We start from the raw sequence: 19618 nt of genomic DNA on the forward strand, positions 1-19618 counted from the left end.
AGATCGGCGTCGTTACTGGTCGACGTAACACCACAATAATTCCGTGTTGTGGGCCGGGCGTCGCCTCCAGAGTACCCCTACCCGGGAGACCGCCCGGCGTCCATCACGTCCTTTCGGAGCCTCCGACATAAGCTTTCTCTTGACTTACCAGTTCGATTGAACGGACTCGAGCGGACCGATACTGCCCGCTCTCCGTGTAAATGGCGTCGAGGACGCCGATCGCCGATGCGTTCCTCAGTCGGTCCGCCCACCGAACGCGTCGGCGATCACGGCCGCGTCCTGCGTCTCCGCGACGTCGTGCGTTCGGACGACGTCCGCGCCGCGTTCGATCGCCATCGCCGTCGCCGCCAGACTCGCCGGGAGGCGGTCCTCGGTCTCCCGGCCGACGAGATCGCCGAGGAAGTTCTTCCGGTTGATCGAGACCAGCATCGGTCGCTCGAGTGATCGAAACTCCGCGAGTCGGCGGAACGTCTCCCGGTCGTCGTCGACGGTCTGGGCCTCGCTCCAGCCGCCGAAGGCGGGGTCGACGATCGTCCTGTCGGTGAGACCGTTCTGTTTCAGCGCCTCGTACACCTGATCGACGTAGTCGGCCTCGGCGGCCCAGTCCGGCGACTTCCGGGTGGCCCAGTCGGTTTCCTCGACCGCACCGGGTCGCTCGAGATCCGGCGGGCTGGCCATCTTCGCGACGACGGCGTCGTGGGCCTTACAGACAGCCGGCATCTGTGGATCCGCGAACCCGCAGATGTCGTTGACCATGTCGAACCCCCGCTCGAGGGCCGCGTCGGCGACCTCGTGGTATCGGGTTTCGATCGAGAAGACCGCCTCGCCCTCGACGCGGTCGATCGTTTCGCAGGCGACGTGGAGCCGCTCGAGTTCCTCTTCGGCCGACAGCACCTCGAAGCGCTTGTTCGCCGACTCGAGGCCGACGTCGACGATGTCGGCACCCTCGCCGATCAGGTCCTCGTCCACGTAACGGGCCGCCTCGCCGGGGTCGTCGTAGACGCTCGGATCGTACGGCGACTCCTCGCTGACGTTCAACACACCCATGATTCGGGTCGGATGCCCGTCACCGATCCCGAGTCCGGCCGCGTCGACGCTGTGCATACCGCCACTGAGGAGGCGAGGTAAAAAGCTACCGCGGTCCCGGCGAACGGCGACGTGCAAACCGTATCGCGAACGGTCGGCAGTACTCGATCGGCTACGAGTCGCTCTCGAGCGGAGCCAGCCGGGAGTCCCGGAGGAGGACCTTCTTGACGATGGCGGGGTTCTCGAGCAGGCGGTGTTTCGCATGGGCGCCACGGCCCCGTCCCCGACCCTCGCGTTCGGACTGGATGACGTTCAGGAAGTTCTGCTCCTGAAGGATCTCCTGAACCCGTCGCTCGGAGAGGACGTCGAAGTCGAGCCGGCGGGCGACCTCCTTGTACTGGTTGTAGATGATCTTCGTCGGGAACTCCTTCTCGGAGCTGTTCTCGGTCAACAGCGTCAGCGAGTAGAGGATCGCCTTCGCCTGCTGGGGCGAGCCCTCGATCAGCTCGTTGAACCGGTCGGCCTCGGTCTTCTCCTTGGCGTCGCGAACGTGGTCAGCGGTGACGCGGTCGGCGTTCTGTTTTTTCGCGATGCGGCCCGCGTTCCGGAGGATGTCGATCGCCTTGCGCGCGTCGCCGTGTTCCTGGGCTGCCAGCGCGGCCGTCAGCGGGATGACGTCCCCCGAAAGCACCTCGTCGTGGAAGGCGTCGCGGCGTTTTTCCAGGATCTCGACGAGCTGGTTGGCGTCGTACGGCGAGAAGACGAGCTCGTCCCGCGAGAGGCTCGACTTGACCCGCTCCGAGAGGTGGTCAGGGAAGTCGATCTTGTTCGAGATACCGATAATACCGATGCTCGAGTCCGAGATTCGGCGGTTCTCGCCCGCTCGCGAGAGCTTTCGCAGCACCTCGTCGTTCTCGAGCATGTCGATCTCGTCTAAGATGACGATAGTGACGTCCGTACAGCGATCGACGGCCTGCCAGAGCCGCTTGTAGTAGTCACCGGTCCCCAGCCCGCGGTCGGGAACGGTGATTCCGCTCTGTTCGGGGTCGTTGACTAACTGGGCGATCGTTTTGACGATCGACGCCTCGGTGTTCTGTTCGCCACAGTCGATGAAGGCGTAGTTGACCGTAACGTCGTCGCGCTTTGCCTCCGATATGACCCGCTTGGTCACCGACCTCGAAATCAGGGATTTGCCGGTTCCGGTCTTCCCGAAGATAAACAGGTGGTTCGGCTCACTGCCGAAGATAGCGGGGTTCAGGGCGTCCGCAACGCGTTGCATCTGCTCGTCGCGACCGACGATCCGGTCCGGGCCGGGCAGGTGCGTGATCTCGAGCAGCCGCTCGTCGGCGAAGATCGGATCGTCGTATCGGAAGAGCGGATCACGGTCGTCGTTCGCGGACATTGCAGTACCCCGTCCCTTCCAACCGGACTAAAATAAAGGTATGGAGATCAGTCGCGGATGTAAACCAAACGCGTGAGGGGCGCTATACCGCATCTAAAGGCCATCCACTTGGTCCGGAAGATATCGCCGGCCTCGCGCTTGTGAACGGGGCGGACGCGTGGGAACCTCCGACGGGCACCCCCCTCGCGGATGTAACGGGTTCCGAGCCCCGCTACTCTGCGGGAACCTCCGGCCACCTTCCCGACCCGGAAGGGAGGAGAGATCCGAAAAATCAGTACTGGCCGTATGAGGAGCCGAAGGCAGCGTTGTTACCGGTTTCCGTTCGTGTCAACCGATCCGCGGGAGGACACACACCTCCGTCGCGGATGTAACGCCGAACGGGTGGGGGGTCTCGAGCTAAGGGCCGAAATTCGACGGTTTCTGTCGCTGAGAATATACATTTACAACCGCGACGGAGGTGTGTAACCGATCAGAACCCTCCCACACCTGTACAGCGTTACAAACGCGAAGGGGGTGTGTCCCCTCGAAACGGAACGCTCGACCCGGGTGGACCGCCTCGAGAAGGTCGAAACCGTCGAAGAAAAGAAGAAGCGAACGGACGGAGAGAGTGTTCTCACGGCCGAGAACGATCACGGACGGCGGTTGGCAGTAGATACGGGAAGTCGAACGATGCTTCGGGAGTTGGCCTCAACGTACTACTACTAGACTAGTTCTTCTTACTAGACTAGTTCTCTCTTCTCCTCCACCCATCCACCTACTCCACCTATTGTACCCATTGCATTTATTGCACCCATTAAATAACCCCTACAACTCACACCTATCGATTCTATCGTAGAAATCCTGCAATTCTCTTCTCTTCACCGCTCCGATGACGTCGCTCACCGAGAGACACCTTCTCATGACGACATCGCCAGCCCGGATCACTCTCGCTACCGCTCGAGCGCTCCCCCTCGAGTCAGCTTCCGGCTCGAGACGCGTCCGGGACCAGTCGACTTTTGCGAGCGGCCTCGCTACCGACGGTATGAACCGCCGACTCCAGTCTCTCCCTCGAGTCGACGCTCGCACTCGAGTACGCCGAAACAGCTTCCGCCAGCGACGGCCGAACCATGACTGAACCGACCGAACCAACCACGGACGACCCGAACACGACCGCCGCCGACCGAACGCCGCCATCGGTTGCCATCGTCGACGCGAAGACGCCGGGCAACGTCGGCACCATCGCCCGCGCGATGAAGAACTTCGGATTCGAGGACCTCCTGCTCGTCGACCCCCCCGAGCTCGACCCCGACGGCGAGGCGTACGGATTCGCCGGGCAGGCCCGAGAGGATATCCTCCCGAACGCGACCGAGCTCTCGTTCGACGAGCTCGCCGAGAGCTACCATACGATCGGCTGTACCGCGGTCACGAACGAGGACGACCGCAGCCACATGCGCTACCCATACTCGACGCCGGCCGACTTAGCCGAGCGACTGCCGACCATCGAGGCGCCGACGGCGCTGGTCTTCGGTCGCGAACGCGTCGGGCTCACCAACGAGGAGCTCGCGCGGATCGACGAGATCTGTGCGATCCCCGCGAGCGAGGACTACCCCGTGCTGAACCTCGGTCAGGCCGCGACGGTGACGCTGTACGAACTCCGTACGCTCACGCTTCCCGCCGACGGAACGCAGCTACCCGACCTCGAGCGCACCCGGGCACCGGAGCCGACCCTCGATCGGCTCTACGACCAGTGGGGCGCCCTGCTCGAGGAGCTCAACCATCCCGACGAGAAACGCGACAAGACGATGCGGATGCTCCGGCGGGTGTTCGGCCGCGCGGATCTGACCGAACGCGAGGCGAACACGCTGCTTGGGGTTCTCCGCAGAGCGACGGAGCGCCCCGCCGAGGACTGAGATCCGTTCGGTATCCGAAGACGAACCCGTTCCCCACCGGACCGCGAACCGTTCCCTATTCGGAGACGGACCACGCACCTCTCAAAAACGAATCGTCGAGCGTGAACGATCGACGCTTCGCAGTTCTACAAATTCGAAGTTTGGCGGCTCTATCGATCCGGAACCGCCTGAACGGGTTTCCGATCCGCGACGCGCTCTACCGACGTCCGCGTGTAGCCGCCGTCCTCGGCGATCGTCCCGGTCCACCCGCAGTCCGGACAGGTCACCAGCCCCTGTCCGTCGACGAGCCCTTCACCGCAGTCGGGACAGCCATCCGATCGCGGCGCCGGTGCCGTCTCGGCACCGGTGTCATCGCGCTCGAGACCGTTCGCCTCCACGTCGCTACCCTCGTCGATACCGATCGGATCCGCCGATACGAGACCCTCGCCACATCGGATGCGAGCGATCACGTCCTCGGTCGTGATCGTCTCTTCGTCCGTCGAGTGCGGGTAGGCGGCCACCAGTTCGTCGTCGGCGTAACACTCGAGACACAGCAGCGGGGTCACGAGGACCTCGCGACGCTCGTCGGTCACCTGCGAGGTCGCCGTCCGGGTTCGGAACGGCGGTTGGATCGAGACGTTTCGTCGGTCGGCCCACTGTTCGAATCGATCGTAGGTCTCGAGGACCTCCTGGTAGGGACTGTTCTCGGACAGCCGCACCTCCTTCGGCCAGCTCCGCACCAGCAGTTCGTCGATCGTTCCCTCCTCCTCGCAGGCGCGCAGGCTCTCGACCTGACTGTCGACGGGCTCGAGCAGCAACGGTGCCCGCACGTGACACACCACGGTCAGTGTTCGTGTTTGTGCGTTCATACTGGATCCCCTCTGTCGTGTGAGCTAGCCAACGTTACTTTGTATAAACCTTTGTGAGGGTGCTTCCCGAGGCATTCGATACCGGTTGTCGTAAGCCGTGTCTCGTCGTCGGTGTCGAGTCCTCAGTCGGCGCTCGACTCCGGACTGACCGCCTCGGTATCGCGAGGGACACCGCCGTCGGTTCTGGCCTCGGCGGGAGACGAGCGGCGAGTCTCGGTCGGGTTTCGCAGCGTCCGAATCACGGCGGTCGGGCGTCGGAGCATCTCGGGTCGACGTTCGAGGACGCGAGCAAGCCGTCGGCGCTTGATGACGGCGAAGCCGGCGAGGATCGTCACCAGACCCAGTATCGTCAGCGAGTCGACGACGTATCCCAGTAGGACCCAGCTCACGCCGATCGCGACGGCGGGCTCGGCGTACCCCACCAGCGCGACCTGGGTCGGTCCCGATCGGTCGAGCAGCTGGAAGTACAGCAGGAAGGCGAACACGCTCGAGACGAGCGTCAGGTAGGTAAACGAGAGCAGCGCCGTCGGCGTCACGTCGATCGCGGCAACCGACTCGCCCCGGAGCGGGGCGCCGACCAGCAACACTGCCGCGCCGACGAGCATCGCCCAGGCCTGCAGCGTCTCGAGGGGAAGCCCGGCGTCGAGCGGCCGCGCGAGAACGGTCCCGACCGCGAACGCGATCGCGGCGCCGAAGACGAGCCCCGCACCCAGCAGGAGCTCGGTGTCGAGCCCCGCCGGCGAGGGACGAACGACGGCGACGACCCCGATCAGGCCGAGCACGAGCCCGACGACCCCCGCGGACGAGAGTCGCTCCCGCGGGAGGATCGCCCCGGCGAACGCGGCGGTGAGGATCGGTGCGGTGCTGGCGACCGTCGCCGCGATCGCACCCGGAACGTACAGCTCGCCGACGTACAATAGCGCGTGGTAGAACGCGATGAGGAAGAGCCCGGCGACGCCGACCGAGAGCCACTCGGTCCGATCGACGGGTCGGAGCCGATCGGTCACGACGGCAGCGTAGCCGAAGACGATCAGTCCCGCAACCCCGTAGCGGAGCCCGGCGAACAAGAGCGGCGGCACGTACTCGAGACCGATCTCGATCGCGACGAAGGAGGTTCCCCAGCAGATTGCGAGGATCGAGAACAACACTAAATCTCCGTATCCAGACCGAAAGAGCGCGCGTCGAATCATAGAACGTTCGAAATCAGTCGATGCACTTAGACCCTTCTACAACAACTCTCTCGAGATCAGATGCAGAATTACACATATGATTTCGATCCGAGCCAGTCCCCGAAAAGAGGGGTTGCTATTAGAGAAAGATCCAACATCGAGCGTCCGAGTCGAAAGGCCGATCACGCCATCGCTCGAACTTGCGGTATGGACGAACGCGACGTGCGCCTGCTGAAGGCGATCTCCGAGCGCGAGACGGGCAGCCCCGAAGCGCTCCACGAGGCGACGGGAATTCCAGTGTCGACGATCCACTACCGGCTCAACAACCTCCGCGAGGAGGGGATCATCGCCAACGACCGCTACGAGATCGACCTCGAGGAGCTCGGCCTCGACGTTACGGTCATCGTCGAGATCCACGCCGACTACCGGGGTTCCTACGAGGAGTTCGCGGACCGCCTGCTGACCGTCGAGGGCGTGACGAACGTCTACTTCACGATGGGCGAGACCGACTTCATCGTCGTCGCCCGCCTCAGCGAGAGCGGGATGGTCGAACGGCTGATCGCCGAGTTCGAACAGCTCGAGGGCGTCGACCGCACCGACTCGACGTTCGTCATCTCGGCGATCGAGGAGCGGGAGGCCCTACAGAGCTACAAGCTGGAAACGCTGCTCGAGGAGCTGGTCGACTAAGCAGATCGATAGCGCCTTCGAACTTGGTCATCGTCGCCGCGGTTCCGAGGGGCCGCTATGTAGCGAGTGCGAATGGAACGTCCGGCCTCGAGTCTGCAGTGCCGATCAGCCGCCGCTGGGTGGGACTGAAAGCGGCTGGGCCGCTCGAGGAGCGAGGCGGCGCAAGCACTGGAACGAACGGAGTGAGTAAAGTCGTTCGAAAGACGCTTCGCGTCTTTCGTGAGTGAGCGAATCGAAGATTCGCGATCTCCGCGAAACCGACGGTTTCGCTTGATGACGAGAGAGCTTTGCTCTCTCGAACCACGCGTAGCGAGCCGCAGCCCTCGAGCAACGGGAGAGCTTCGCTCTCCCGAGGATCGCGGACGCGAAGCGTCCGCTCAACGCGCCAGGGGCTTTCGGGGTGATGCTGACGGATAGCAGGACCTGCTCGCACGAACACAGGGGATGCCACACCCTCCCCAACCGACTCGCTCACTCCCTTCGTTCGTCCCTCGCACAATGTCGTCGACCGTCCTCACTGACGTTCGGCCGGTCTGCTCACGGGTCACTCCTTCCCCGTTCGCTCTTTCGAGGCGTTCCCTTCGGTCGCGCCTCGCCGACAGCGCGCGCCACCGCAGGTGGAATGGTCGGACCGAGCTGAGACATCATTCACCTGTACGCAACGCGTGATTTTGCTCGAGCATACCCCACACACTACGCGAATCGCCGATTCCGCTGGAACTTTGACCCGGTACCGTTCCACTCTGTACCATGGCACAGGAGCAAGCCGAGGTCGCCGGCCCGCTCGACGCGTTTCGGCAGTTCTTCTCGCTTCAGCGGGACGTGCTGGTGCTGTCGCTAGCGATGTTCGCGTTCAGCCTGGGCTTTCAGATGACGAACCGCTTTCTTCCGGATTACCTCGTGTACCTCGGCGCGGGCGGGTTCGTCGTCGGGCTGTTCGCCACGCTGGGCAACGTCATCGGTGCCGTCTACCCCTACTACGGCGGGGTCGTCTCCGATCGCGTCGGCTCGCGGTACGCCCTGACGGTCTTCGGCTTCCTCTCGACGTTCGGCTTCGCAATCTGGCTTGGCTCCGCCTACGTTCCCGCGATCGACCTCGGCGTCGTCGTCCTCGAGCCGTGGGTGTGGGTGTTCGTCGGGCTACTAGTAGCGCAGTGCTGGAAATCGTTCGGCATTGGCGGCCACTACGCAATCGTCAAACAGGCGACCGAGCCGAGTCGGCTGGCCCGCGGGTTCGCCAGCACGGAGACGTTCCGTCGGACCGCGTTCCTGATCGCCCCGCTAATCGTCGCGGCCCTGGTCGCCGACGAGCTCATGCCCGGGTTCCTGTGGGTCCTCGTAATCGCGATCGTCTTCGCAGTCCTCGGGACGATCGTCCAGCACCTGCTGTACGAGGCCGACGCCGACTCCGTCGGCAAGGAGTTCGAGGGCGTTGGCCAGATCGTCGGCGACCTGCAGGCGCTGCCCGACCCGCTGCGACCGCTGCTCGTGGCAGACACGTTCGTCCGCTTCGCCAACGGGATGGTGTACGCCTTCTTCATTCTCGTAATCACTCAGCTGCTCGAGATCGGACTGACACTCTCCTTGCCTCTCGTGGGGACGATCAACCTCTCGCCCGCGGCCTTCTTCGGCGTCCTCCTGGGCGTCGAGATGTTCGTCGCGCTGTTGACGATGGCACCGACGGCTAAGGTCGCCGAGTACGTCGGCCTCAAACCGGTCGTCGGCCTCGGGTTCTTCGTCTACGCGATCTTTCCCGTACTGCTGATCTTCGGTCCCCAGTACCTCGGCGGAATCGACGAGGCGTGGCTCCTCGTCGCGCTCTTTGCCTTCTCCGGGCTGCGGTTCGCCGGCCTCCCCGCTCACAAGGCGCTCGTCGTCGGCCCGGCCGAACAGGGGGCTGGCGGCCGCGTGACGGGTTCGTACTACCTGATTCGTGGCGCGATCGTGATTCCCAGCGGCGCGCTGGGCGGGTTCCTCTGGCAGTTCGTCAGCCCCGAACTCTCCTTTACGATCGCTACCGTCGTCGGGATGATCGGCGTCGTCTACTTCGCGCTCTTCGGCCAGGAGTTCGAGGCCTACCAGTAACGACGCTGCTCGCCCGCAACCATCACCTCGAGCTCGGAGCCGAACTCGATCTCCAACTCAGGCCCGCTGCTGGATCTCCTCGCGCAGCAGCCGACTGACGAGGTCGCCGTCGGCCTTCCCGCGAAGCGCGCCCATGCACTCGCCCATCAGGCCAGAAAAGGCCTGCATCCCTTCCTCCTCGACCTGGTCTTCGTTTCGCTCGACGACCTCGACGATAGCCTCGCGGACCTCGCTCTCGTCCGCGCCGCCGAGCCCTTCCGCCTCGGCGGCCTCCTCGGCCGTGCGATCGGGCTCCTCGGCGAGCGCCGCGAGCAGGTCACCCACACCCTCGTTGGGGAGGTCGCCGTCGTCGGCCATCTCGAGCACCGCCTCGAGGTGCTCCCGCTCGAGGTTCTCGACGGGGACGTCGTCCCGTCGCAGCTCGGTCAGCGTCGACTCGAGAGTCGAGGCCGCGAGCGTCGGGTCGATCCCCGCTGCGGTGACGTCCTCGAACAGCGGCATCCGGCGGCCGTAGGCGACCTGCTCGGCCAGTCCCTCGCCGAGGTCGAACTCGTCTTGGTAGCGCTCGACCTTCTCGGTCAGGAGTTCGGGCTCGGGCACCTCGCTCGGATCCGGCTCGACGGGCGGAACGTCCGTCTCGGGATACATCCGCGCCGCGCCGGGCAGCGGCCGCAGGTAGCGGGTCGTCCCGTCGTCGTTCGCGCCACGGGTCTCCTCGGGAACGCCCTCGAGGGCCGTCCGGGCGCGCTCGGCGACCGCCTCGATCGCCGACTCGGCGGTCGCGGTGTCGTCGGCGACGATGGCGACCGCGTCCTCGGGATCGGCGCCGACGGCCTCCCGCAGGGCTGCGACCTCCTCGTCGGTGACGCCGTAGGCGGGCAGCTCGTCGGTGTGGAAGATCCCCCCCGCACCGTGGCGCTTCGCGTGGTCCGAGAACTCGGTGCCGAGACGGCGGTCAGGGGCGATCTCGCGACCCACGAGGCCGTCGAACCCCTCGAGGAGAACTGCCATCACGGACCCACCGGAACTCAGGGCGCCGCCGATGACGCCACTGTCGGTATCCTCGAAGACGTCGCTCGCGTTCTGGATCGCGCCTACGGACGCCTCCCGCGCCGCGAGTTCGTCGCGGATCTCGACGAGCTCGACCTGGCGGGCGACCTCGTTGCGGACGATGTCGTCGATGTCGTCGAGACTCTGGACGCCCTTGATCTCGACGCGGGCGCCCTCGGCGATGGAGACGTTGACGTCCTGGCGGATCGTCCCTAAGCCGCGCTTTACCTTCCCCGTCGAGCGAAGCAGCATGCCGATCCGCTCGGCGGCCTCGAGGGCCTGCTCCGGCGACGAGATGTCCGGACTGGTGCCGATCTCGACCAGCGGAATCCCCAGCCGATCCAGGCTGTAGCGAACCCCATCATCGGTCTCTTCGACCCGCTGGGCGCTCTCCTCCTCGAGCAGCAGGTCCTCGATCCCGACCGCGCCTGCACTCGTCTCGATCTCGCCGCCGGTGGCGATCAGCGTCGAGCGCTGGAACCCCGACGTGTTCGAGCCGTCGACGACCAGCTTTCGCATGACGTGGGCCTGATCGACCGGGTTCATCTCCATCAGCTGGGCCACCTCGAGGGTCGTCTCGAGGGCCTCTCGATCGAGTTCGTGGGGCGGCTCGTCGTCCTCCTCGACGAGGCAGGTCGAGTCATACGCGAGGTACTCGAACTCGCGGTCGACCTTGCTCTCCTCTAAGGCGGCGTCGTCGATCTCGCCCAGCTCGCTGCGAGTGGGGTGGAGATAGCGGGTGAACCGCCGCGTCGATTCCTCGGGTTCGCGCAGTTCGGTCGGACACTGGCAGAACAGCTTCGTCGCCGTGTCGAGTTGCTGGTGGATCTCCAGCCCGGCGACGAGTCCGAGCTCGTCGTAGTCGTACTCGGTCATTGACGGCCACTCTGGGGCGCGAGGGTAAAAAACCGTTCAGTCCGGCCCGCGGACGCGAGCGGTTCGTCCGCCGACCCCGTCGGCCCGTTCGTCCTCGCGAACTCAGTCGTCGTCGGCCTCGAGTTCCGTCCTCGACGGTTCCGTCCGAGTCGCCGCCTCGGCGATCGCCTCGAGGACGTCCGTGGGCGGGGTCACGACACCGCGCTGCCGGCAGCGCTCGTACAGTTCCCGCGCTCGCTCGCCCGCGTGGTTTCGCTCGGTGAACGGCCGGTCCTCGACAACCGCGATCGACTCCCTACCGGCGAGCTCCTCGAGTAACAGTTGATTCCCGGCGCCGACCTCGAGATCCGCCACGACTGTCACGCCGGCGGCCTCGATCGCTCCGCGGACCGCCGCCCGGTCGACGTCCGAGAGCGGAGCGAACGGCTCGACCGAGATCGTCTCGAACCCCTGCCCGCGGGCGAGTTCGGCGGCGGCGTCGCCGCCCGTGACCGGGCCGACCGTACACGTACAGTCGGCCGCGGCGAGTTCAGCGACGACGCTCGCGGCCGTTGAGCCGCCGCCGACGACGTGGACCCGATCGGGAACGGTCGCCTCTGCGTCGGTTGCCCGAAGCGCGCTCACCGTCGGCGTCCTCGTCACCGGGCTCTCGGTTACGACAGCGTTGGCGTCGAACGCCGCGGCGAGGACGTTCCGGTTCAGTACCGATTCCGGGGGGCCTGACTCGAGGACCGCTCCCTCCGAGAGGACGACGAGTCGGTCGCAGTACCGCGCAGCCAGATCCAGATCGTGGATCGCGGCGACGGCGGTGCGGCCCTCCGCGACGAACTCGCGAACGAGCTCGAGCGTCTCGATCTGGTGGTTGACGTCGAGACTTGCCGTCGGCTCGTCGAGCAGGAGAACGGGGGTTTGCTGGGCGATCGCCCGCGCGAGGACGACCCGCTGGCGCTCACCGCCGCTGACCTCGTCGATCGGTCGGTCGGCGAACTGCGCCGTGCGGGTTCGCTCGAGGGCGCGATCGACCGCTTCCCGATCGGCCTCACCGGGCGGCGAAAAGCGCGATCGGTGGGGGTACCGGCCCATCTCCACGACGGTCCGGACGTCGAACGAAAAGGAGAGGCCGGTGTTCTGGGGGACGACCGCGACCAGTCGGCTCGCGCCCTTCGAGGACCGCTCGTGCAACGGCGCGCCGTCGACGTCGACGGTCCCACGGTCGGGCTCGAGCGAGCCGCTCATCGCCCGCAGCAGCGTCGTCTTTCCCGCCCCGTTGGGGCCGACGAGACCGACGAACTCGCCGGGCTCGATCGTGAGGGAGACGTCCTCGAGGACGGCCGTCTCGCCGAACGAAACCGCAACGTCCTCGACGTCGATCCGTGCCCCCTCTCTCGCGGTCGGCAGCGCGTCACCGTCGGTCACAGTGCGTGCACCTCCCGGCTCGTCAGCAGGTAGAGGAAGAAGGGCGCGCCGACGGTCGCGGTGACGATGCCGACGGGGACGATCGGCAGCCCGAAGGCGCCGACGCGGGCGACGGTGTCGGCGATCACGAGAAAGGAGGCCCCCGCGAGTGCGCTTGTCGGCAGCAGGATCCGGTGGTCGGGGCCGACGATCAGGCGCATCATGTGGGGGACGACGAGGCCGACGAAGCCGATGACGCCGGCGACGGCGACCCCCGCGGCAGTGACGAGACTCGCCAGTGCGAGCAGGAGGAGCTTGGTTCGCTCGACGCTCACGCCGAGGTTCTGGGCGTCCTCCTCGCCGAGCAGGAGGACGTTCATCTCGCGGGTGTAGGCGCCGAGCACGAGTACGCCGACGAGCGTGACGGGGAGCGCGAAGCCGACGTCGCCCCAGCTACTGCGGTGGAGGTGACCCATCATCCAGATGACGGCCTCCCGGAGGTTCTCGCCGCTGTGGACGACCATAAACGAGATCACCGCGCCGAGAAACGCCTGAATCGCGACGCCCGCGAGCAGCAATGTCGCGACCGGGGTCCGCCCGCCCTCGGTCGCGATGGCGTAGACGAGGAAGGCGGTGACCAGGGCGCCGACGAACGCGGGCAGGTGGACGCTCCCGATCGGCACCAGCGCCGGAAACGCGATGGCGGCGACGGCGCCGACCGCGGCGCCCGAGGAGACGCCGATGATCGACGGATCGGCGAGCGGGTTTCTGAAAAAGCCCTGCATGACCGTTCCCGCGGCCGCCAGCGCGAAGCCGACCGTCGCGGCCAGCAGGATGCGGGGCAGCCTGACGTCCGCAACGATCGTCCGGTGGGTCGCCGGCACCTCGTGGGCGCCGACGCCGGCGAGGTTGAGGATCACTCGCGAGACGGTCAGTGGGTCGATCCGAACCGGGCCGAGTGCCGCGCTCGCGATAACGACGCCGACCAGCAGCGTCGAGAGCGCGACCGACCACGCGACGATACGGTTCGGAGCGGACACGGCTGCAAACTCGCTTGCAGTAGACAAATATTTGTTGGAGTGCCTCGCAGTGTCGGCTGATGCGAAATTCAGTGATCGTTTTCGTTGCGGTGCTGACGGCGCTGGCCGCGTTTGCTCCCGCCGCCGCAGCGGGAGGGGGGATGGCCGACGTCGCACAGGAGGAACCGACCTGCGAGTTTCCGTTCGAGGGGGAGGATGCCACAGGGGAGACGGTAACCGTCGATGAGGAGCCCGAGTCGGTCGTCGCCTTACAGCCCAGTGATGCACAGGTGATGCACGAGATCGGGGCCGAAGACAAGCTCTCGGGGATGCCCGTCGGCGAGTACACCGACTACCTCGAGCCAGACGAGGAGCTCGACATCACCGAGGACGACGGCGTCACGCCCGTCACCGAGGAAATTATCGACCGTGATCCCGACGTCGTCCTGGCGGCCGCCGCCCTCGAGGGCGACGACGTGATCGACCAGCTCCGGGACGCCGGACTCGACGTCTACGTCTTCCCGACCGAAGAATCGCTCGACGGCGTCGCCGAGAACGTCCGTCTGACCGGCGAAATCGTCGGCGAGTGCGATGGCGCCGAGGACGCCCTCGAGGAGTTCGAGGAGCGCCTCGAGACCATCGAGTCGACCGTCGAGGACGAGGACCACCCGCTCGCGTACTACGAGATGGGTGACGGGTTCACCGCGGGCGAGGGTACCTTCCAGGACGAGATCATCACCACCGCCGGCGTCGAGAACCTCGGCGCGGAGGCCGGCATCGAGGGCTGGGCCGAGATCAGCGACGAGGTCGTCGTCGAGGAGGATCCCGAGTGGATTATCTACGGCGAATCCTGGGGTGACGAGCCTCCGGTTAGCGAGGCCGCGATGGGGACGACCGCCTACCAGGACGAGCAGTTCGTCGCGGTCGACGACCAGTTCATGAGCCAGCCCGGTCCGCTCGTCGTCGAGGCGATCGAGGAGATCGTCGCCGAGGTCCACCCCGAGGCGTACGCCGAAGCGACCGACGAAGCCGAGGACGACGCCGCGGACGAGACCGACGATGCAGACGACGAGGCGGACGCTGACGACACGGCAGCCGACGACGCCGACGACGCCAACGACGCAGCCGAGGACGACGACTCGATCCCCGGCTTCGGCGTTCCCGCAGTCGTCGCCGCGCTGGTCGCCGTCCTCGCCGTTCTCGCTCGCCGTCGGTAGTATCGACTCACACACCGCCGACCGACCATCCGCGCTCGAGGGACCGACTCGAGCGCGGACCCGACGCTTTTGAAAAGTGTTTACCCGGAGGCCGCTCGAGTCGGAGGTATGGTCGAGAACGTCATCTGGCCCGCCTATCTCGATGCCGACCTCTCCCGGGCCGAGGGACGACGCGTCGCCGAGGAGCTGGCCGTCGAGGAGCCGACGGTCGACGAGATCGCAAAGGCCGTTCAGCAGATCGGCTACGACGCCACGATCGAGCGCGAGAAATCCTACTCCCGGGAGCACTGGGCCGATCGCGGCCGAGTCGTCGTCCGGGGGTCCGACGACTCGAAGAACGACCTCGTCCAGGCCGTCGCGGCGTACGTCGTCGCGATGCGAGACTGATGCGCCGGGTTGGCCAGGTCGTCCGTACCGCCCAGGGGCTCGCAATCTTGCGGGCGAACCCGGACACCGACGACGACCGCCTCCGCGAGGAGATCGGAACCATGGTGCTCGACGACTCGCTGGAGTCGGTCGGCCGGGTCGTCGACGTCTTCGGCCCCGTCGACGGTCCCTACCTGGCGGTGACGCCGGACGACGACGTCCACCTCCCGACGCTGGTCGGGTCGGCGCTGTACGCGCGCTGATCTCTGACGAGGGCTCGAGGGGGTAACGAAAAGCACCAAGAGGAGCGGGTGCGAACGCCGCGCCATGGACCATCGGACCCGGGTGCTCGCGGCCGTCGGCGCGACCGTGGCGCTGTTTCTGGCCGTGCAACTCGGCGCGCTGGCGCTGATCGAGCCGTTCCACGACGCCGACCGCCAGGCCGTCGAGGACCCGGAGAACCCGACCAACAGCCTGGTCTACTTCGCGGTGATCCTCGTCGCGACCGGATTCATGCTCGCGACGTTCCGGTACGACCTCGAGTGGGTCATCAGGGCGCTGGTCATCGGCGTGAGCGTCTTCCTCGCCTGGTTCGTGCTCACCGAACTCGTTCCGCCGGTGGTTACGGCGGGGCCGGTCAACGTCGTCGCCGTCGGCGCAGCCCTGGGTGTCGGCGCCGCACTCCTGTTGTATCCGGAGTGGTACGTCATCGACCTCACCGGCGTGCTGATGGGCGCCGGCGCCGCCGCGCTGTTCGGGATCAGCTTCGGTCTCCTGCCCGCGATCCTGTTGCTCTCGGCGCTTGCGATCTACGACGCTATCAGCGTCTACCGGACCGAACACATGCTCGATCTCGCGGAGGGCGTGATGGATCTCAAGATTCCGGTCGTGCTGGTCGTTCCGACGACGCTGTCGTACTCCTACCTCGCCGACGGCTCCGAGGCGTCGCTCGAGGACGATCGAGAGGGCGGTGAGCCGGGTCCCGACGAGCGCGACTCGGGTCGGGCCAAGGAAGCCTCGGCCGACGGGACGCCGACCCCCGAAAGCGAACCCGACTCACCAACGTCACCGGAAGCCGACTCCGACGCCGAGAAGCCGGCCGACGCCGGCCGCGACGCCCTGTTCATCGGGTTGGGTGACGCCATCATCCCGACGATCCTGGTTGCCAGCGCGGCGTACTTCCTCGAGGCGGGCGCGCTCGAGGTCCCCGGCATCGCGCTGAACGTGCCCGCGCTGGGGGCGATCCTCGGAACGCTGGCCGGCCTGCTCGTGCTCATGGGAATGGTCTTGAAGGGGCGACCCCACGCCGGGCTCCCCCTGCTCAACGGCGGCGCGATCGGGGGGTACCTGCTGGGTGCGCTCGCGAGCGGCGTCTCGATCGCGACCGCGCTCGGCCTCTAATCGGAGAGCGGTTCTTCCTCCTCGCGGCTCTCGACGATCTCCGCGTCGACGTCGTCGTCGTGCTCGAGCCCCTGGACCATCACGTCGATCCGATCGCGCTCGGAGTCGATCGGGAAGTCCTCGAGGTCGGGGTAGACGCCGACGATCACGAGGTAGTCGTCGTCGTGCTCGAGCTGGGCGATATCGAGCAGGATGTCGATCCCGTGCTCGCCGTGTAACACCGCCTCCCCCTCGAAGGTCTCGAGCGTGATCGTCTCCTCGAGCGCGCTCACCGACCGCTCCCCGACGGACTCCTCGATCCGCAGCTCCTCGTACTGGGTCTGGATCTCCTGAACGAGCTCCTCGTTTTCCATCTCGCCGACGGGATTGAACTCCTCGCCGGCGACGCTGACCTGCGGCGTCGAGATGACGGCGAACACGCCGGCCTCGATCTCGCCGCCGAAGATGTCGAGCGGGAGGTCGATCGGCCGGGTGTACTCGGAACCGTAGCTGGTCACTTCGATCTCCTGGCCGGCGACCGACTCGGTGGAGACGATCTCCTCGGTCCCCTGGTACTCGTAGCCGGTGTCGTCGGTCGCGCTCTCGGCGACGACCGCCGGCGTGGCCGAAAACGTCGTCGCGTCCTCGAGGAAGTCGTCGAGACAGCTGGCCGACACGCTGACTCCCCCGACCGCGCCCGCGGCGACGAACTGTCGTCGGTTCATCTAGCCTGAAAGAACCGCTTGCCGGGCATAAGTGGCGCGGCCGACTCGAGGCGTCCGTTTCGTGATCAGCAGTTCAGCGGAAGAGTTTCGACAATCCTCCAATCAGTGACGGTTCTACCTCCCGACATGAGTAGTATGGACCGTCCGGCGTTATGTCTGCAGTGCGAATGGAACGTTTGGCCTCGAGTCTCCAGTACCGGTCAACCACTGCGGGGGTGGGACTGAAAGGGGCTGGGCGTTGAGCGGACGCAAAGCGTCCGCGATGCTCGGGAGGGCTTCGCTCTCCCGTTGCTCAAGGAGCGAGGCGAAATAAGCACCGCAGGGAGCAACGCGACCGAGGAGCATGGTTCGAGAGAGCACAGCTCTCTCGTCATCAAGCGAAACCGTCGGTTTCGCGGAGATCGCGAATCGAAGATTCGCTCACTCACGAAAGGCGCAGAGCGCCTTTCGAACGACAGCGAGCCACAGCCCTCGAGCGGGACAGGAGCTTTCGGGGTGATACTGACGAGTAGCAGTCCTGCTCGCACGAACACAGGAGATTGCTACGTCCTCCCCAGCCGATTCGCTCACTCCCTGCGGTAGTTCGCTCATCCCTCGCGCAGTATCGTCGACCGCCCTCGCTTTCGCTCACGGTTCCCTTCGGTCACCGTTCGCTTTTCGAGGCACTCGCATACTCGCACCTCGCGACGCTCGGTCGGTCGACAGCGCACGCCACCGCAAGAAGAACGGTCGGACCGAACTGATACGTGGTCCGCCTCTATGGAACGCAATGTCTACGGATCAATCGGCAGACCACTTTTCGCTTGTCAATCGACACCCACCGACATTCTGCGAAACGGTCGACTTTCGATATAACAGGATGAGGTTTACTCGACGCAGGGCGGACAGTCCGAGGACGACCGCCGATCGCACCGCTCGGAAAAATCGTCGAACGAGACGCGCGAAACCGATCCGGCCTGAGAAGAAGTCGTCGACCGCTACTCGCCGGAGGGGAGCCGATAGCTTGCCCCCTCGTCGGTGTCCTGGACCTCGACGCCGAGCCCCTCGAGCTCGTCGCGGAGCTCGTCGGCTCGCTCGTAGTTCCCCGCCTCGCGTTCGTGCTCGCGCACGTCGAGTACGAGTTCGACGACGTCGCCGGCCAGCTCCGCGCTGCCGTCGGTCTCGCCGGTAAAGGAGAGCCCGAGTACGCTGCCGAGTTCCTCGAGGGTCTCGACGGCCTGGCGCAGTCCGCGGTAGTCGGCCTGCCCGCCCTCGCTTCCCTCGAGGTGGCGGTTGATCGCCGCCGCGATCTCGAGCAGTGCGGACTGGGCCTCGCGGGTGTTGAAGTCGTCGTTCATCGCCTCCCTAAAGGCCTCGCGGGCCTCGTCGACCGCCTCGCGGAGTTCGCCGTCCTTGACTTTGGTGCCCGCGTTCGGGGAATCGATCGCTGCGGTCGCCGCCTCGTGGGCTCGCTCGAGGCGGTCCCACCGCTCCTCGGCTTCGGCGATCGTCTCGTCGGAGTAGAGCTGCTGGCTGTTGTACGAACCCGCGGTGAGGAACGTGCGGACGACGTTTGCCCCCCAGCGGTCGACGGCCTCGTCGACGGTGACGAAGTTGCCGAGGCTCGAGGACATCTTTTCTTCGTCCATCTGGAACAGCTCGCAGTGGAGCCAGTAGTTTGCGAACTGCTGGTCGGTCGCCGCCTCGGACTGGGCGATCTCGTTTTCGTGGTGGGGAAAGACCAGATCGCGACCGCCGACGTGGATGTCGAGGGTGTCACCGAGGTGGGTCGTGCTCATCGCCGAGCACTCGATGTGCCAGCCGGGGCGGCCCTCGCCCCACGGCGACTCCCAGGTCAGCGCGGTCTCGCAGGCCTCCTTGGCCGGCGCGGCTCCCTCGTGGCGGTGTTCCTCGATCGCGTCGCTGTCGACGCCGTCGGCCTTCCAGAGCGCGAAGTCCGCGGGGTTTCGCTTCTCGGAGCGCTCGTCGGGGTCGCCCTGGGATTCGATCTCCTCGAGTTCCTGGTTCGAGAGCTTGCCGTACTCCTCGAAGCTGGTGACGTCGAAGTAGACCGAGCCGTTCGCCTCGTAGGCGTACCCCTTCTCCAGTAAGGTCTCGACGAGGGTGACGATCTCGGGGACGTGCTCGGAGACGCGGGGGTAGACCTCCGCCCGCAGGAGGTTCAGCGAGCGCATGTCCGCGAGGGTGCGTTCGATGTAGGTTTCGGCGACCTCGCTCTCGTCGTCGCCGAGGTCGTCCTCGCCGACGCGAGCGACGATCTTCTCGTTGACGTCGGTGAAGTTCTCGACGTGGCGGACGCCGTAGCCGAGCTGTTCGAGCCAGCGGTGCATGACGTCGACGTGGACCCACGAGCGGGCGTGGCCCAGGTGGGGCGGGTCAGAAACCGTCAGGCCGCAGTAGTAGAGCAGAACGTCGTCGGGATCCTGCGGCTCGAACGGCTCCGTCTCGCCCGTCAACGTGTTCGTCACGTTCAGGGTCATTACA

The 19618-nt window shown here is 66.0% G+C and carries 15 protein-coding genes and 1 pseudogene; 7 read left to right on the plus strand and 9 right to left on the minus strand.

The features are described from left to right. Nucleotides 1-243: 243 nt before the first annotated feature. A pseudogene (gene folP / locus C491_RS08470) lies at nt 244-1104 on the minus strand (dihydropteroate synthase); the annotation flags it as partial. Nucleotides 1105-1198: 94 nt separating this feature from the next. After that, nucleotides 1199-2428, minus strand: a complete 1230-nt coding sequence (locus C491_RS08475) for a Cdc6/Cdc18 family protein (RefSeq protein ID WP_005555237.1) — start codon at nt 2426-2428, stop codon at nt 1199-1201. 1106 nt (nt 2429-3534) lie between these two features. Here C491_RS08475 and C491_RS08485 point away from each other — a divergent pair. Beyond that, the gene (locus C491_RS08485; RefSeq protein ID WP_005555239.1) at nt 3535-4317 is read left to right on the plus strand and encodes an RNA methyltransferase; all 783 of its coding nucleotides are present in this window, start codon (nt 3535-3537) and stop codon (nt 4315-4317) included. A gap of 149 nt (nt 4318-4466) precedes the next feature. Here C491_RS08485 and C491_RS08490 read toward each other — a convergent pair whose 3' ends face one another. Beyond that, the gene (locus tag C491_RS08490) at nt 4467-5165 is read right to left on the minus strand and encodes an HTH domain-containing protein (RefSeq protein ID WP_083909295.1); all 699 of its coding nucleotides are present in this window, start codon (nt 5163-5165) and stop codon (nt 4467-4469) included. Between the two features lie 122 nt (nt 5166-5287). Next, nucleotides 5288-6355: a DMT family transporter gene (locus C491_RS08495; RefSeq protein ID WP_193787531.1), complete on the minus strand. Its 1068-nt coding sequence runs from the start codon at nt 6353-6355 to the stop codon at nt 5288-5290. Between the two features lie 186 nt (nt 6356-6541). Between C491_RS08495 and C491_RS08500 the strand changes: the two genes are divergently transcribed. Together C491_RS08500 and C491_RS08505 are read left to right on the plus strand one after the other, a co-directional pair. Continuing rightward, nucleotides 6542-7021, plus strand: coding sequence for an Lrp/AsnC family transcriptional regulator (locus C491_RS08500; RefSeq protein WP_005555242.1), 480 nt, complete (start codon nt 6542-6544; stop codon nt 7019-7021). Between the two features lie 750 nt (nt 7022-7771). Continuing rightward, on the plus strand, nt 7772-9106 hold the full coding sequence (locus C491_RS08505; RefSeq protein ID WP_005555243.1) for an MFS transporter: 1335 nt from the start codon (nt 7772-7774) through the stop codon (nt 9104-9106). 57 nt (nt 9107-9163) lie between these two features. On the opposite strand, the gene gatE is transcribed toward C491_RS08505, so the two are convergent. The 3 genes from gatE to btuC all read right to left on the minus strand — a co-directional run bounded on the left by gatE (nt 9164) and on the right by btuC (nt 13467). After that, the gene (gatE, locus tag C491_RS08510) at nt 9164-11032 is read right to left on the minus strand and encodes a Glu-tRNA(Gln) amidotransferase subunit GatE (RefSeq protein WP_005555244.1); all 1869 of its coding nucleotides are present in this window, start codon (nt 11030-11032) and stop codon (nt 9164-9166) included. Nucleotides 11033-11134: 102 nt separating this feature from the next. After that, complete coding sequence (locus tag C491_RS08515) at nt 11135-12448, minus strand: heme ABC transporter ATP-binding protein (protein ID WP_005555245.1); 1314 nt, start codon at nt 12446-12448, stop codon at nt 11135-11137. Next, nucleotides 12445-13467 carry a vitamin B12 ABC transporter permease BtuC gene (gene btuC, locus C491_RS08520; RefSeq protein WP_005555246.1) on the minus strand — a complete coding sequence of 341 codons (1023 nt, stop codon included), beginning with the start codon at nt 13465-13467 and terminating at the stop codon, nt 12445-12447. The genes C491_RS08515 and btuC overlap by 4 nt, the downstream gene beginning before the upstream one ends. 59 nt (nt 13468-13526) lie before the next feature. Here btuC and C491_RS08525 point away from each other — a divergent pair, with 59 nt between their 5' ends. The 4 genes from C491_RS08525 (at nt 13527) to C491_RS08540 (ending at nt 16430) form a co-directional block, all read left to right on the plus strand. Beyond that, the gene (locus tag C491_RS08525) at nt 13527-14663 is read left to right on the plus strand and encodes a PGF-CTERM-anchored ABC transporter substrate-binding protein (RefSeq protein WP_049891641.1); all 1137 of its coding nucleotides are present in this window, start codon (nt 13527-13529) and stop codon (nt 14661-14663) included. A 108-nt stretch (nt 14664-14771) separates the two neighbouring features. Then, nucleotides 14772-15050 (plus strand): signal recognition particle subunit SRP19, encoded by a 279-nt coding sequence (gene srp19 / locus C491_RS08530; protein ID WP_005555248.1) that lies wholly within the window; start codon nt 14772-14774, stop codon nt 15048-15050. Then, nucleotides 15050-15292: an H/ACA ribonucleoprotein complex subunit GAR1 gene (locus C491_RS08535; RefSeq protein WP_005555249.1), complete on the plus strand. Its 243-nt coding sequence runs from the start codon at nt 15050-15052 to the stop codon at nt 15290-15292. Before srp19 ends, C491_RS08535 begins: the two co-directional genes overlap by 1 nt. A 64-nt stretch (nt 15293-15356) precedes the next feature. Beyond that, on the plus strand, nt 15357-16430 hold the full coding sequence (locus C491_RS08540) for a presenilin family intramembrane aspartyl protease PSH (protein WP_005555250.1): 1074 nt from the start codon (nt 15357-15359) through the stop codon (nt 16428-16430). On the opposite strand, the gene C491_RS08545 is transcribed toward C491_RS08540, so the two are convergent. Both C491_RS08545 and cysS read right to left on the minus strand, forming a co-directional pair. Then, complete coding sequence (locus C491_RS08545) at nt 16427-17134, minus strand: DUF6517 family protein (RefSeq protein ID WP_005555251.1); 708 nt, start codon at nt 17132-17134, stop codon at nt 16427-16429. The two genes, C491_RS08540 and C491_RS08545, sit on opposite strands and share 4 nt — an antisense overlap. Nucleotides 17135-18111: 977 nt before the next feature. Next, nucleotides 18112-19614: a cysteine--tRNA ligase gene (gene cysS / locus C491_RS08550; RefSeq protein ID WP_005555252.1), complete on the minus strand. Its 1503-nt coding sequence runs from the start codon at nt 19612-19614 to the stop codon at nt 18112-18114. Nucleotides 19615-19618: the final 4 nt, after the last annotated feature.

This window comes from Natronococcus amylolyticus DSM 10524, from assembly GCF_000337675.1.
GTDB classification, from domain to species: Archaea; Halobacteriota; Halobacteria; order Halobacteriales; family Natrialbaceae; genus Natronococcus; species Natronococcus amylolyticus.

What these genes read in the sequence shown, in the direction of transcription:
- C491_RS08475 (WP_005555237.1), bottom strand. Translation starts at nt 2,428, where the DNA reads ATGTCCGCGAACGACGACCGTGATCCGCTCTTCCGATACGACGATCCG.
- C491_RS08485 (WP_005555239.1), top strand. Translation starts at nt 3,535, where the DNA reads ATGACTGAACCGACCGAACCAACCACGGACGACCCGAACACGACCGCC.
- C491_RS08490 (WP_083909295.1), bottom strand. Translation starts at nt 5,165, where the DNA reads ATGAACGCACAAACACGAACACTGACCGTGGTGTGTCACGTGCGGGCA.
- C491_RS08495 (WP_193787531.1), bottom strand. Translation starts at nt 6,355, where the DNA reads ATGATTCGACGCGCGCTCTTTCGGTCTGGATACGGAGATTTAGTGTTG.
- C491_RS08500 (WP_005555242.1), top strand. Translation starts at nt 6,542, where the DNA reads ATGGACGAACGCGACGTGCGCCTGCTGAAGGCGATCTCCGAGCGCGAG.
- C491_RS08505 (WP_005555243.1), top strand. Translation starts at nt 7,772, where the DNA reads ATGGCACAGGAGCAAGCCGAGGTCGCCGGCCCGCTCGACGCGTTTCGG.
- gatE (WP_005555244.1), bottom strand. Translation starts at nt 11,032, where the DNA reads ATGACCGAGTACGACTACGACGAGCTCGGACTCGTCGCCGGGCTGGAG.
- C491_RS08525 (WP_049891641.1), top strand. Translation starts at nt 13,527, where the DNA reads ATGCGAAATTCAGTGATCGTTTTCGTTGCGGTGCTGACGGCGCTGGCC.
- srp19 (WP_005555248.1), top strand. Translation starts at nt 14,772, where the DNA reads ATGGTCGAGAACGTCATCTGGCCCGCCTATCTCGATGCCGACCTCTCC.
- C491_RS08535 (WP_005555249.1), top strand. Translation starts at nt 15,050, where the DNA reads ATGCGCCGGGTTGGCCAGGTCGTCCGTACCGCCCAGGGGCTCGCAATC.
- C491_RS08540 (WP_005555250.1), top strand. Translation starts at nt 15,357, where the DNA reads ATGGACCATCGGACCCGGGTGCTCGCGGCCGTCGGCGCGACCGTGGCG.
- C491_RS08545 (WP_005555251.1), bottom strand. Translation starts at nt 17,134, where the DNA reads ATGAACCGACGACAGTTCGTCGCCGCGGGCGCGGTCGGGGGAGTCAGC.
- cysS (WP_005555252.1), bottom strand. Translation starts at nt 19,614, where the DNA reads ATGACCCTGAACGTGACGAACACGTTGACGGGCGAGACGGAGCCGTTC.